Annotated in this window: 14 protein-coding genes; 5 read left to right on the top strand and 9 right to left on the bottom strand. The window is 43.7% G+C overall.

Annotation, left to right across the window (positions count from 1 at the left end; all coding sequences use genetic code 11):
* Positions 1 to 128 precede the first annotated feature (128 nt).
* Both ACQZ43_RS06610 and hpt read right to left on the bottom strand, forming a co-directional pair.
* Positions 129 to 701 carry an adenylate kinase gene (locus ACQZ43_RS06610; RefSeq protein WP_430615165.1) on the bottom strand — a complete coding sequence of 191 codons (573 nt, stop codon included), beginning with the start codon at positions 699 to 701 and terminating at the stop codon, positions 129 to 131.
* A 21-nt stretch (positions 702 to 722) separates the two neighbouring features.
* Positions 723 to 1,253 (bottom strand): hypoxanthine phosphoribosyltransferase, encoded by a 531-nt coding sequence (gene hpt / locus ACQZ43_RS06605; RefSeq protein WP_430615163.1) that lies wholly within the window; start codon positions 1,251 to 1,253, stop codon positions 723 to 725.
* A 120-nt stretch (positions 1,254 to 1,373) separates the two neighbouring features.
* Between hpt and ACQZ43_RS06600 the strand changes: the two genes are divergently transcribed.
* The 3 genes from ACQZ43_RS06600 to purE all read left to right on the top strand — a co-directional run bounded on the left by ACQZ43_RS06600 (position 1,374) and on the right by purE (position 3,772).
* Positions 1,374 to 1,931, top strand: a complete 558-nt coding sequence (locus ACQZ43_RS06600; RefSeq protein WP_430615161.1) for a hypothetical protein — start codon at positions 1,374 to 1,376, stop codon at positions 1,929 to 1,931.
* 68 nt (positions 1,932 to 1,999) lie between these two features.
* Positions 2,000 to 3,154, top strand: coding sequence for a 5-(carboxyamino)imidazole ribonucleotide synthase (locus ACQZ43_RS06595; protein ID WP_430615623.1), 1,155 nt, complete (start codon positions 2,000 to 2,002; stop codon positions 3,152 to 3,154).
* A 135-nt stretch (positions 3,155 to 3,289) separates the two neighbouring features.
* Positions 3,290 to 3,772: a 5-(carboxyamino)imidazole ribonucleotide mutase gene (gene purE / locus ACQZ43_RS06590; RefSeq protein WP_430615160.1), complete on the top strand. Its 483-nt coding sequence runs from the start codon at positions 3,290 to 3,292 to the stop codon at positions 3,770 to 3,772.
* 166 nt (positions 3,773 to 3,938) lie between these two features.
* Here the strand turns inward: purE and ACQZ43_RS06585 are convergent, their stop codons facing one another.
* Together ACQZ43_RS06585 and ACQZ43_RS06580 are read right to left on the bottom strand one after the other, a co-directional pair.
* A complete protein-coding gene (locus ACQZ43_RS06585; protein ID WP_430615159.1) occupies positions 3,939 to 4,319 on the bottom strand; it encodes a hypothetical protein in 381 nt (126 codons plus the stop codon).
* Positions 4,320 to 4,410: 91 nt separating this feature from the next.
* On the bottom strand, positions 4,411 to 5,388 hold the full coding sequence (locus ACQZ43_RS06580; RefSeq protein ID WP_430615158.1) for an Rpn family recombination-promoting nuclease/putative transposase: 978 nt from the start codon (positions 5,386 to 5,388) through the stop codon (positions 4,411 to 4,413).
* Positions 5,389 to 5,702: 314 nt separating this feature from the next.
* On the opposite strand from ACQZ43_RS06580, the gene ACQZ43_RS06575 reads away from it, so the two are divergent.
* A complete protein-coding gene (locus ACQZ43_RS06575) occupies positions 5,703 to 7,730 on the top strand; it encodes a M3 family metallopeptidase (RefSeq protein WP_430615157.1) in 2,028 nt (675 codons plus the stop codon).
* A gap of 66 nt (positions 7,731 to 7,796) precedes the next feature.
* Here ACQZ43_RS06575 and ACQZ43_RS06570 read toward each other — a convergent pair whose 3' ends face one another.
* The 3 genes from ACQZ43_RS06570 to ACQZ43_RS06560 form a co-directional block, all read right to left on the bottom strand.
* Positions 7,797 to 8,150, bottom strand: a complete 354-nt coding sequence (locus ACQZ43_RS06570; RefSeq protein ID WP_430615156.1) for a hypothetical protein — start codon at positions 8,148 to 8,150, stop codon at positions 7,797 to 7,799.
* Positions 8,147 to 8,473 (bottom strand): hypothetical protein, encoded by a 327-nt coding sequence (locus tag ACQZ43_RS06565; protein ID WP_430615155.1) that lies wholly within the window; start codon positions 8,471 to 8,473, stop codon positions 8,147 to 8,149. Before ACQZ43_RS06565 ends, ACQZ43_RS06570 begins: the two co-directional genes overlap by 4 nt.
* Before the next feature lie 195 nt (positions 8,474 to 8,668).
* A complete protein-coding gene (locus ACQZ43_RS06560) occupies positions 8,669 to 10,243 on the bottom strand; it encodes a M20/M25/M40 family metallo-hydrolase (protein WP_430615154.1) in 1,575 nt (524 codons plus the stop codon).
* Positions 10,244 to 10,466: 223 nt separating this feature from the next.
* Here ACQZ43_RS06560 and ACQZ43_RS06555 point away from each other — a divergent pair, with 223 nt between their 5' ends.
* A complete protein-coding gene (locus ACQZ43_RS06555) occupies positions 10,467 to 10,730 on the top strand; it encodes a hypothetical protein (protein ID WP_430615153.1) in 264 nt (87 codons plus the stop codon).
* 197 nt (positions 10,731 to 10,927) lie between these two features.
* Here ACQZ43_RS06555 and ACQZ43_RS06550 read toward each other — a convergent pair whose 3' ends face one another.
* Positions 10,928 to 12,208, bottom strand: a complete 1,281-nt coding sequence (locus ACQZ43_RS06550; protein ID WP_430615152.1) for a cation:proton antiporter — start codon at positions 12,206 to 12,208, stop codon at positions 10,928 to 10,930.
* A gap of 190 nt (positions 12,209 to 12,398) precedes the next feature.
* Positions 12,399 to 13,799, bottom strand: coding sequence for a leucyl aminopeptidase family protein (locus ACQZ43_RS06545; protein WP_430615151.1), 1,401 nt, complete (start codon positions 13,797 to 13,799; stop codon positions 12,399 to 12,401).
* Positions 13,800 to 13,841 lie beyond the last annotated feature (42 nt).

Raw genomic sequence — 13,841 nt, 5'->3', positions numbered from 1 at the left:
CCGTTTGCCGTGCATTGGGCAGGCTTTAAGTGGACTAAACTCGTATTTCTGACTGCAAATTTAATTTATTTTCAACAAACTACTAGAGTCTCCCGGCAAGAAACCGCAACTAAAACGCGCGAACGCGCTTATAGCGTATCGATAACTTGGCTCAAACGCTGGGTAATCTCTTCGATACTTCCAGTACCGCTTACCGCGTGGTACTTATTTTTCAGTTTGTAATAATCGATTAAAGGTGCTGTTTTCTCGTTGTATTCGGCATAACGGTTTCTGATTTTCACCTCGTCTTGGTCGTCTGAACGGCCGCTGGTTTTACCGCGCTCCAAAATTCGTTGTACCAAAACATTATCATCGGCCTCTAAAGCAATGGTCGCGGTGAGGTCCCAATTCTTGGAACGCAACAACTCGTCTAAGGCTTCGGCTTGTTTGATAGTTCTGGGAAATCCATCGAATAAAAATCCGTTGCACTCCTGGTTTTTCTCCACCTCATCACGCAACATATCAATAGTTATGGCATCTGGAACCAACTCGCCGTTATCGATGTAAACCTTTGCTTTTTCTCCTAATGGAGTATTGTTTTTTAAATTAAAACGAAACACATCTCCTGTAGAAATGTGCATTAAATTATATTTTTCTTTCAAAAAAGCAGCTTGAGTACCTTTCCCTGCACCGGGCTTTCCAAATAAAACTATCGTTATCATATTCTTTTCTCGTGTATGTTTTTATTTAATTTGATATATTTCTGGTATGTTTCTTCCGTGTTTATCGTAGTCCATGCCGTAACCGACTATAAATTTATTGGGGATTTCAAAACCGACATAGTCCAAGGGAATGGACTTGGTATAGGCTTCGGGCTTTAAACACAGCGTAAATATTTTAACGTCTTTAGGTCTGTGTTGCTCAAAGAGGTCTTTGAGCGCTACTAGCGTATTTCCGGTGTCTACGATATCCTCGACCAAGATGATGCGGCGATTGGTAATATCGATATCCAAACCCAATAATTGATTGACTTGATTGGAAGATTGCGTACCAATATAGGAAGCCATTTTGATAAAACTCATCTCACAGGCTCCAGTATAGTGTTTCATCAAGTCTGATACCACCATAAAAGAACCGTTAAGTACTCCGATAAACACCGGTACCTCACCATTCATATCGCGGGTGATTTGCTGTGCCAACTCCTTAAGCCTCTGTTGAATTTGCTCCGCTGATATAAAGGGCACAAAGGTTTTATCTAAAACGTGTATTTCCATGTAGTCGTAAGTGTTCAATTCGCAAATATAATAAATATGCAGCGAAAAATTTAAATTCCACGCAAAGAATTACGAATTTATGTTTTTTATTTGTATTGAATTTTAATTAAACAACCGCTTATGTCGTCCCTATTGCTTGCTGAACTAGCTGCTTGTTCTGCCTTACTGAAAAGCCGTACTGCCGTACGGGATTTGGTCGGTTCTAAACCGGGCTATGTCGATTTGATTTTCACTTGGGCTTTGGACATCAAGGCACACCATCACCATAAGGCGTGTTGGATTGCAGAACTACTCGTTCTCGATCAACCGGCGGTATTGCACCCTTATGTCGCCAAGCTCTGTAGTGTTTTACCCCATATCCAACACGAAAGCGCCAAGCGCCCGCTATCCAAAATGGCCTTTTTACTGGTGTCGTCTCCGGACTTTAAACTGACCAAAAAACAGCAAGAGCAGGTGGCGAACAGCTGTTTGGACTGGCTGATTTCCGACACCAAAGTCGCCACCCAGTGCTATGCCTTGGATATTTTGAGCGAGCTTGCCGTGCGCGACTCGGAATTACTCGAATTGATTCGCGATATGGTCGACCAACGCTACAGCAGCAGCAAGCCCTCTTTTCAACGTCGGGCTGAAAAATTGATGCGCCGTCATTTTCAAGTTGGGCAGAAAAAAATCCGATAGCGCTCTCAGAGATTTTCGGTATCGTTATTTTAAATTATCTTTGCAAAAACACACAACGACATACTATGATGAATTATTTTTCTTCCGATTTTAGATTGGGAATTTTAGGGGGTGGACAATTGGGCAAAATGTTGCTTGCCGACGCTCGAAAATTCGATATCGCCACCTTCATTTTAGACCCGAGTTCAGAGGCTCCTGCACAATATGGAGCCCATCAATTTTTTCAGGGTGATTTAATGGATTATGAAACGGTTTATCGGTTTGGAAAAAAGGTTTCGGTGTTGACCATCGAGATTGAAAACGTCAACTTGGACGCCTTGGATCAATTGGAACTCGAAGGTCTCTTGGTATATCCATCGCCTAAAACCCTGCGTCAAATACAGCACAAAGGCAAACAAAAAGATTTTTATAGCCTGCATCAAATTCCCACAGCGCCCTATACGCGCTTTGACCGTTTGGAAGATTTGCAAAAGCAGGTCGAAGAGCAGCAAATCGCCTTGCCTTTTGTGTGGAAATGCGCACAGTTTGGCTACGATGGCAATGGGGTTAAAGTAGTGCGAAGCATTGCAGATTTGGAATTCTTACCCCAGGTAGAATGCATCGCAGAAGTCATGATTCCGTTTAAAAATGAATTGGCGGTGATAGTAGCTCGTAGCCCTAGCGGCGAGATCAAAACCTATCCAGTGGTAGAAATGGAATTTCACCCCGAAGCCAATCAGGTGGAATACGTGATTTGTCCTGCTCGAATTGCGCCAGAAGTTGCCGATAAGGCGCGAGCTATTGCTTTAGAAGTGTCGGAAAAATTCAATCATGTCGGTCTTTTGGCCGTCGAAATGTTTCAAACCGTCGACGATGAAATCTTGGTCAATGAAGTGGCTCCACGTCCGCACAACTCCGGGCATTATTCGATCGAAGCGAGTTACACTTCGCAATTTGAACAACATTTACGTGCTATTCTAAATTTACCATTAGGCAATACCGATAGTAAAGTAGCCGGAATCATGGTTAACTTGGTGGGTGCGGAAGGATATCAAGGGGATGTACACTATAAAAACATGGAGAAAATCCTTAAAATCGATGGGGTTACTCCACATATTTACGGCAAGCGAGAAACACGCCCCTTCCGTAAAATGGGACATGTTACTATTGTCAATGCCGATATGGTTGAAGCGCGCAAAATCGCGCAGCAAGTCAAAGAAACCATAGCGGTTATCAGTCTGTAACAGTCAGAAAAGGGCTAACTGCGTTAGGGATGGCAGCGGCATCCTTGGCTGTAGCGCAAGCGGAAGTCAAGATAAAGCGAACAGCCCGGCCCCTGGGGCAACGCCCAAAAAATAGAAATAAAGAAATTGAATTATATGAAAATAGCTGTAGTAATGGGCAGTATTTCGGATATGCCCGTCATGCAAGATGCCATAGACATCATTAAAGAGTTTGGAATTGAAGTGGTGGTAGATATCGTTTCTGCGCACCGCACACCTGAAAAATTAGTTGATTTTTCCTCACAAGCACACTTGAGAGGGTTTAACGTGATTATTGCCGGTGCTGGAGGTGCTGCACACTTGCCGGGTATGGTGGCTTCGATGTCTCCGCTTCCCGTGATTGGCGTACCGGTAAAATCCAGTAATTCAATCGACGGCTGGGATAGCGTATTGTCTATTCTACAAATGCCCGGTGGAGTTCCCGTAGCCACTGTAGCACTAAATGGTGCTAAAAATGCCGGTTTGCTTGCCATCCAGATTTTAGGAAGTCAAGACGAATCCATACGCAATAAAATGATTGCATACAAAAACGGTTTACGCGAAGCGGTATTAACCGCAGCGGCTAAATTGAATGCTTAAATGTTTTAACGTGGAATAAGCCGAGGTTTATTCCACGTTATTTCAATCTAAATTCCTCCTCGCGTCATCGATTAAACCGCTTTGTTAAGCACAGAAAAGTTCTCAACCCTACTTGAACTTAAACCAGAGCAATAGCGCTTATCAATCCAAGATGCTTATTTATTATTTATTCTCGCGCTAAATTGCTGCGCACTTCTTTGACGTAATCTAAAGTAACATGGCACAACTCCGCAATTTTGCTATCCTCGCAATCCGTAGCTCGTATCAAGTTTTGAGTAAATTCTAACGTTCGCTCTTCTCGTCCTTCGTCTCTTCCTTCTTCTCTTCCTACTTCTCGTCCTTCTTCAATCGCCACTTTCTTCGCCTCATTTACAGCAAAAAAAGTCGTGTTTTCATTGTCTCTACGGCGTTTTACTTCTGAATTATACATTTGCTGTTCTCTTTTAGTTAATTTTGTAAATTCTGCTAAATCAAAAATCTTTTCAAATACGCTACCTCGCAAAAAATGAAGATTGAATGCTTTAGCCCGATTTTCTCCTCTTTTCATCGATTAAACCGCTTTGTTAAGCACAGAAAAGCTCTCAAGCCTACTTAAACTTAAACCAGAGCAATAGCGCTTATCAATCCAAGATGCTTATTTATTCTCGCGCTAAATTGCTGCGCACTTCTTTGACGTAATCTAAAGTAACATGGCACAACTCCGCAATTTTACTATCCTCGCAATCCGTAGCTCGTATCAAGTTTTGAGTAAATTCTAACGTTCGCTCTTCTCGTCCTTCGTCTCTTCCTACTTCTCGCCCTTCGTCTCTTCCTATTACTCTACCTTCTTCTCTACCTTCTTCTCGCCCTAACACTCTGCCCTCTTCTCGTCCTTCTTCAATCGCCACTTTCTTCGCCTCATTTATAGCAAAAAAAGTCGTGTTTTCATTGTCTCTACGGCGTTTTACTTCTGAATTATACATTTGCTGTTCTCTTTTAGTTAATTTTGTAAATTCTGCTAAATCAAAAATCTTTTCAAATACGCTACCTCGCAAAAAATGAGGCACGTTTGCTAATTTGGATATATTCTTAAATATATACAACCAACAATCCAAATTGCTTGCTAACGAGGCGGGTTCTTTATTAAAATAATCCAATTCTATATAGATAAAGTCCAAACCGTCATAAAAAACATCGCCATTACTTCTTTTACACAAGCAAACTTCATGGAAATAACCCGATTTGGAATCGGATATAACAAACCTATCCAGAAGTGCTATCACGCAAATTTTGGGAATGTTGTAGTTCCATTGCTTGCGTTCTTCTTTTGGCGCTTGATCAGTTATTAATCTGCTGCTGTAATACAGCATACGCTTCTTTAAATTGTATTGATTGCTCCGTTGTACTTCAATAATAAACTTAGTACCATCGACACTCATACAAGTCAAGTCAAAAATGACGCTTCCCGTTTCTTTGTTGTCCCCAACATATTCCGTTTTATCGAACACAAAGTCCTGCAATTCTCTTTTACCTCCAAAAACGGCATCTAAAAACAACATCAGCACCTCCTTATTCGGTTCTGTGCCGAATAGTTTTTTAAAGGCAAAATCAGTAAGCAAATCAACATAACGACTCAAAACACCCTACACCTTTGATTATGAACTACATAAAAATAAATAATTCCAAATAAAACACAAAAAGTTTAACATTTTTATTTTAGTTAAAACAACGCCATCCCTTGGTATCCGTCCAAAAACGACTCATCCGCAACGGTATAAAACAGCACATTTCCCCGTACTTCTTCTCCAAAAAGCTCGTCGTCTCAAAAAGGCTACAGCGATTTCAGTCTCAAAAATGTTTTGTATAGGCCCGTTTGACGTTAATTGTTTTTTAATGATTTTTAGGTCGATTAAAAATGTCGTAATTTTATGTTTTTAAAAATCCGTCTACCATGACTTTATTAAATTCAAAATTCCAAACGGTTCACGATACCGCGCCGTTTACACAAATAAAAAACGCCGATTACACCCCTGCTTTTGAACGTGCCATTGCCGATACCCGAATGGAAATCGATGCGATTGCCAACAATGCAGCGGCGCCTACTTTCGAAAACACCTTAGAGGCCCTGGCATTTTCCGGTATGTCTTTGGACCGTATATCAAGTATATTTTTCAATCTAAACTCGGCCGAAACCAGCGACGAATTACAGGAAATAGCCCAAGACATCGCGCCTAAGCTCGCGGCCTTAGGCAACGACATCACCCTAAACGAGGCGCTGTTTAAACGGGTGAAAGCCGTTTATGACCAACGCGATACACGAAGTTTTACTCCGGAGCAGGAAATGCTCTTGACAAAAAACTATCTGAGCTTTGTGCGCAACGGTGCTCTGTTAAATGAAGAGCAGAAAAATCGCCTGCGCGAGATTGACAGTTCCCTGTCGTTATTATCGTTGAAATTTGGCGAAAACGTCTTGGCCGAAACCAACAACTACCAACTGCATTTAACCGAGGCCGCAGACTTGGCGGGCTTGCCCGAGGGAGCGATCGAAGCCGCTCGTTCCTTGGCCGAATCACAGCAATTGGAAGGTTGGATATTTACCTTGGATTTTCCGAGTTATCTCCCTTTCGTTACCTATGCCGAAAACCGATCGTTGCGAAGAGAAATGGCGATTGCCGCGGGTAAAAAGGCTTTTCAGAACAACGAATTCAACAACGTAGACAACGTTTTACAAATCGCAAAGCTGCGCCACGAACGCGCACTTATATTGGGTTACGACACCCACGCGCACTTCGTATTGGAAGAGCGCATGGCGCAGCAGCCGCAACGCGTTTTGCAGTTTTTAAACGAACTGCTCGACAAAGCGACCACGGCTGCCCAAAGAGAATTTGCCGAGCTGACCGATTTTGCACGAGACCTAGACCAACTGCAACAGTTGGAAAAATGGGATGCGGCCTATTATTCCGAAAAGCTAAAACAACAGCGCTTTAATTTGGATGACGAAATTCTAAAACCGTATTTCAAGCTCGAAAACGTATTAAATGGCGCCTTTGAAGTAGCAAAACGCTTGTATCAATTGCAGTTTAATGAGGTGCACACCATCGAGAAATACCACGACGACGTTCAAACTTTTGAAGTTACCGACGGTGACAACCGCCTGGTAGCGATTTTATATACGGATTTTTTCCCGAGAAAAAGCAAGCGAAACGGAGCTTGGATGACCTCTTTTAAATCGCAGTTTGTACAAAATAATATAGACCAACGCCCTCATATTTCAATAGTATGTAATTTCACCAAACCCACAGCGACCAAACCTTCACTATTGACGTTTAACGAGGTAACGACCTTGTTTCACGAATTCGGCCATGCCCTGCACGGTATGCTGGCACAAACGGTTTATCCGAGTTTGTCGGGCACCAATGTGTATTGGGATTTTGTAGAGCTACCGAGTCAGATAATGGAAAACTGGTGCTATGAGAAAGAAGCGCTAGAACTTTTTGCCAAGCACTATCTAACCGCCGAAGTACTTCCGATGGACTTAATCGAAAAAATCAAGGAAAGCGCTAATTTTCAAGAGGGTATGGCCACGTTGCGCCAATTGAGTTTTGGATTGCTCGACATGGCCTGGCACGGTCAGGACCCAACGGGCATTACCGACCTAAAGGCCTTTGAATCCCAGCAATTCGCAGCGACTCAACTCTATCCAGATGTAGCCGAAAATGCGATGAGCACATCGTTTTCGCACATTTTTCAGGGGGGTTATTCGTCGGGTTATTACAGCTACAAATGGGCAGAGGTTTTGGATGCAGATGCCTTTGCATACTTTGTGGAAAACGGCATTTTCAATCGAGAAATAGCCGATCGTTTTAAAGAACACATCTTATCCAAAGGAGGAACGGAGCATCCGATGGCCTTGTATAAAAAATTTAGAGGACAGGAACCCAATCCCGAAGCGTTATTAAAGCGAGCAGGATTGGTTTAAACCCCTATTTTATTGCCAATAAGCCCGACCAACGCAGCGTTGGTCGGGCTTATTTATTTCACCCCTTTAGGGTTTAATGCGGTGTTGAAACCACATAAATACCAAGGCTCCTACCGCATAGCACAAAACGTCGTAGCCGTCTGCGGTATACCTCGGATGAAAAGTCGGCAGGTAACACTCAAAGAAAAGGCTGTAAAAGACAACTAATGGCACAGCCATAGCCCAAGAAATACGGGCTTGCGCACCATGTATCATCTTTAAAAAGGCCAAAACCACCCATAAAACCAGGGGCATAACCAGCAAGTCATTGATGTAATACTGCACAAAATCCGGCAATATCACCCCACATCTTTGCAGTATATAAATAGAAGTTCCGACCAACAGCAGACCTAAAAAATAAGGGTTGTATACGATTCTCATGCGATGATGGCCGCTAATATCCAGGCGATAAAACCACCCACAGCCATAGCCACCACCCAACTCATATAGATTACTTCAGAAAAGGCACGGACGACCCAAAATCGATGTTGCTGCATTTTCTTAATCTGTAATTCGATGGCTGAAGGTCCTTTTTCGCGTTCGCGTTTTTGTAGCTCAAGGTCGCGTTTTTCCCGAACGAGTTTCCGCTGCTTTACCACGGAAAGCAAGGCTCCACAACTTTCGCAATGCTCACTGTTGATCGTAAATACTCCGCATTGCGAACAACGGATATGAACTTGTCCGCGCGTACTGGTATCATTCAAAATCAATGGTTTTTAAGATTAAACTAGGAATCAAAGTTACGCAATTTTTAGCAGTACCCGCAAACGGCAAGGCACAATTCGCCCGTATAACCCTGAACAATAGTCTAATAAATCACTACACTGCTGTTATTTTTAAGGCAAAAAGGCCGACTCTCGCGAGTCGACCTTTTCTAATTTGAAACTAGTATACTACAACTAATTGATCAGTCCTCCAGTTCTTTTCGGACTTTTTTGAGCAGGCCATTCTATAGTCTTGCCATCGCTGCTCTTGGGCAAGTTTATTTTCTGACGCGACACCAGCGCATCTTCCTGACTGGCCTTGTATGCCAATATAGCAATTAAGATGGCGTTGTTGCGCACCTCATCAAATACGATTTTATCATAGGTATCCCTATTGGTATGCCAGGTATAATTTCCATACCCCCAACTCAAAGCGCCTAACATAAAAGCGGGAATATCCGCGCTGACGAAAGAAACGTGATCGGAACCTCCTGACGAGGGCGACCCGGGGAAGGTAGTTTTTAAATCTCTTTTATAATCTTCTGGTACTGCTTGTAACCAATTGCCCAAATAGTCATAAGCGTGTAGGAAACCCTGCCCGCTTAAATTGACGATACGTCCGGTACCGTTATCTTGATTGAAGACCACTTGAATCTTGTCGTGCAATTCGGGATGGTCTTCTACAAAGGCTCTAGAACCGTTGAGCCCTTGCTCTTCACTTCCCCAGTTGCCGATTAAAATCGTTCTCTTATTATCGGGCAGTACGGCTTTTAAAATTCGAGCTGCTTCCATCATCACTATAATTCCGGTTCCGTTGTCGGTAGCTCCTGTACCTCCATCCCAACTGTCCAAATGTGCGGAAAGCACCACGTATTCATCGGGCTTTTCCGTGCCTTTAATCGTTGCTATGGTGTTGTAAGTTTTGGTTTTGCCCAGGTTTTTCGACAGCGCCTTTATCTTGATCTGGGGTTTATACCCCTTTTCTGCCAATCTATAAAGCGTACCGTAGTCTTCCATAGCCATATCCAAAGTGGGTACAGCGGTAGTAAAGGCTTCGAAAATCCGGTTTGCCCCCATGATTCCCGTCCAAAAAGAAGATACGATACCGACTGCGCCGGCATCTTCTAAGGCTTTGGGTAGGGTTTTGATGTCATAACCGGTATTTTGAATGCGTTGGTTCCACTCTTGGGTTTGGTTTTTTTTGAGCTCCTGCATTTTTTGCAGCGATGCCACTGTGGCGTATTCCTTCCATTGCTCTTCCGAACGCCCGGTGGGCTGGTGCATGGAAATCAAAACAATTTTCCCCTTGGCATGGGGAAGCCACTTTTGAAATTCGGCTGCATTGGCTACTACCGGCAAAACCACCACTTCGGCTTCTACACCTTTTTCTTTGGTAGCCGGACTCCAAGCCAATTGCGTGGCTTCTAAAGATTTTAGTCGCGGTACCGTCATCTCCACTTGCGTGGTGCCGCGTTGCCATGCACGCCATTCGCCATACTCCTCGTTGTGTGCCTTTATCCCCATATTGAGGTATTGTTGCACGACCCAATCATGTGCCTGCTTCATCTGCGGTGTTCCGACCAAACGCGGCCCGATTACATCCATCAATTCAAAGGCATATTGCTCTAATTGGGAGTGCTGCGTACCCTCTTTTACAATGGCATCGACGATGGGGTCGTTTTGTTGTGCACAAACAGCGCCCGAAGACAATACAATCACACTAAGAGCTAGCCACCTAACGCTTTTAGTCCTTGTTACATAGCTAAACATAGGTTATCTTTTTAGGAAGTAAAATTTCAAAGCAGCAAATTAGGGAAAATACCCCACTTTTTCAAATCAAAAAGTAAAGAATCTACTTCCTCTCTGCCTTAATGTCTGAGATTCAACAACAAATAGGCGCTATAAAAATTTTTATGACAATTCTCAAAACCGGCCAAAAGTGGCATTGTTTTGGATATAAACAAAGCAATATGAACACATTAACACCCTCCGTATGAAAAAATTAATTTTGACGGCTCTTATGGCATTGCCCATTTTGGCCTTTGCTCAAGAAAAGCCTAAATTGGAAAAAAAGACCACCGAACCCAGAAAGACTAAAGACCGAATTGCCTACATCTTAAACGACCAAATGGTATCCAAAGCGGAACTCGACCAATTGACCCCCGAACAGATTAAACGCATCAACATCGTTAAAGAGCCTTTTGTAAAAGACGGTATTGAATATTTGGGTCAAATCCAAATGGAATCCGTTGACTAGTCTTCGGAAAGTAACCGCGACGCCCATAGCTCGGTTCGCATTCCAGTTGTTTTATCCATATCTATATTAATGCGGACTCTATTTTTTAAATAGCGGTTCAAATGCGATAGATATGGATTTTTCTGTGTTATACCGCCGTTTAAATGGCGTAGCCCTTGGACGTCACCTCCCAAACGCCCCTTGGCTGTTTACGCCTCCTACAATTGCTTCATATCCTCTTCCCTTTCTTCGGCCCGCTCGTCTACGAGTACTGCCTTGGCTACCCTACCGATAGAGAGTCCCTGAACCACAATGGAAAACAATACTACGATATAAGTGATTTCCAGTAACATCTCCTTGTATTCATTATAGGGCAACGACAACACCAGCGCTATGGACACCCCTCCGCGTATGCCTCCCCACACCATTACGATTAACGAGCCTTTGGTATAAATCTTATTGCGCGAAAAAACGCGATACGGAATCAGTATGGAGAGCAATCTGGAAAAGAGCACGACGCCGATGGTGACCAAGGCAATCCAAATGTGCTTTTCAATATCGGGTAAGAGCAGCAACTCAAATCCGATAAACATAAATAGGATGGCGTTTAAAATCTCGTCGATCAGTTCCCAGAACTTGGTCAAATAATCTTGAGTTTCGTCGTTCATCGCCACTTTTTTGCCGTAGTTTCCAATGACCAATCCCGCGATGACCATAGCAAGCGGACTCGATACGTGCAGCACCTTGGTCAACAAGAACCCGCCCATGACCAATGCTAGAGTAATCAGTACCGTTACCTTATAGTCGTCAATTTTCTTCATGACATGAGAGGCGGAATACCCCAACAGCAGTCCGACGAGCACACCGCCAAAGACCTCTTGTGCAAAAAAGCGCGACACGGACAAAAAGGTCACGTCGACCTCATCGCTGAGTGCCAGGCGCAATACCACGGCAAACATCACTACGGCAACCCCGTCGTTAAACAGGGATTCTCCGGTGATTTTGGTCTCGATGGACTTGGGTACTTTTACTTGTTTTAACACGCTTAAAACCACTATGGGGTCGGTTGGTGAGATCAGCGTTCCAAACAGCAGGCAATAGATAAAGGGCAGGGAAACGCCAAAAAGCGGGCAGATATAAAACAGTAGGGCTGCGATAAAAAAGGCGGAGAGCACCACGCTTACCGTAGCATACAACATGATGGCGACTCGATGTTCGCGCAGATCGGCGATATTGATGTGCAAAGCACCGGCAAACAACAGGAAATTCAACATGGCCCCCATCAATACTTCGTCAAAATTGAACTGGCTGATGAGCTGAAAGAAGTCGCGAGTAGCTTCCGGAAAGAGTTGATCGCCGAGCAGCCGTATACCGATGGATACCAAAACGGCAATCACCATAATTCCGATGGTGGTCGGCAGCTTTAAAAAACGCAAATTCAAATAGGCAAACCAAGATGCCAATACGATAAACACTGAAAAAGTATAGTATAATTCCATAAAACCCAATCGCTTTTCTCAAATTTAATTAAAAAAGTAATCGGGACTACCGCGGGCTGAAATTAATTAGCAAAAAATCGAATACTAACCGCTGTAGCATCCGCGCCGTGTTTTGCTGTCCCCGGGTATCCAACAAAAAAGGCTGCCTCGAATTGGAGACAGCCTTATTTTTAAAAGTGCCGTGGTGTTTTTAGGCGGGTTTGTACGCGCTTAAAAAGTGAACTAAAGTACGGATACCCGTTCCCGTTCCACCGTGTCCTTTGTAGTTCTGCGGGGCCTCTGTAAAAGCAGGTCCGGCTATATCGATATGCACATACGGATATTTGGCAAAATGCTCTAAAAACTTGCCGGCTGTAATGGTTCCCGCATTACGCCCACCGATGTTTTTTAAATCGGCTATTGACGATTTCACCTGTTCTTTATAGTCGTCCCAAAACGGTAACAAAGCCAAGCGTTCGTGAACGGCAAAGCCCGATTTGACCAAGGCGGCCAAAACATCATCGCTCGCATTTCCCATCAAACACGAAGCACGGTCTCCGGCCACCATTAAGGCAGCTCCCGTTAATGTAGCGGCATCGATGATCAATTCGGGTTCGTATTGATTGGCATAAGCAATCGCATCTCCTAAAATCATACGTCCTTCGGCATCGGTATTTAACACCTCTACTGTAGTGCCGTCATACATGGTTACCACATCGCCTGGCGTATAGGCATTTTGTCCTGGTCTGTTGTCTGTGGCGGGAATCAATCCGATCAAGTGAACGTCGCTCTTATTCAAAGCAGCGGCATAGATGGTACCGGCCATACAGGCTGCACCGCCCATATCGCTTTTCATCAAGTCCATAGAACTCGGCGTGGGTTTTAAACTCAAACCACCGGTATCATAAACCACTCCTTTACCCACGAGTACAACGGGTTTGGAATTGATTGGATTTTCGGGTTTGTACTCCATAATCGTAAAGGTTGGCGGATCGATAGACCCTTTGTTAACCGCGATTAATCCGCCCATTTTTAGGGTTTCAATCTGCGCCTTATCCAATACCTTTACCTCAAAACCAGCCTCTTTGCCCAACGCTTGAATTTCCTTCGCCAGTTGTTCGGCTGTCAGAAAGCTCACGGGTTCGTTGACCATGGTTCTCGCCCAGTACACCGCCTTAATGGTATTGTTTAAGTCGCTGATCACCTTGGGATCGAATGCCCCCTTAACCAAAAGCGTCTTTAGGGCAAAGGCTTTTTCTTCGGCCTCTTTAAAGTATTTTAAGAATTGGTAATTCGACAAGGCGATTCCCTCTGCTACGGCTAAAGCGGCGGCGTGATTTCCGACCAAAGTAAGGTTGTCTGCCTTTGCATCGAGTTGGGTACGAATGGCGTATCCCGCCAGTCTCATCTTTTCTAAATCGGCATTTTCCTTGACAAAAAAGAAATACCGACTGCCCATTTTAGCAAAATCACTCTCTTTTTTTGACGCTATAAATTCCTCTACAAATGTAGAAAGTCCTTCCATTTTAGGTAAATCAGTCGCCTTTTGCTCCGCTCCCAAAACGTAAACTACATTTGCCTGAGCTTGGATTTCATTAACCAGTTGTATCATTTTATATTATATTTTTTAAAAGACAAATATACCTTTTTTTAG

The organism is Flavobacterium sp. JP2137 (assembly GCF_050562195.1).
Lineage (GTDB): Bacteria > Bacteroidota > Bacteroidia > Flavobacteriales > Flavobacteriaceae > Flavobacterium.
Note: the sequence above shows the minus strand (reverse complement) of the source record. Positions and strands in the feature narration are given on the sequence as shown.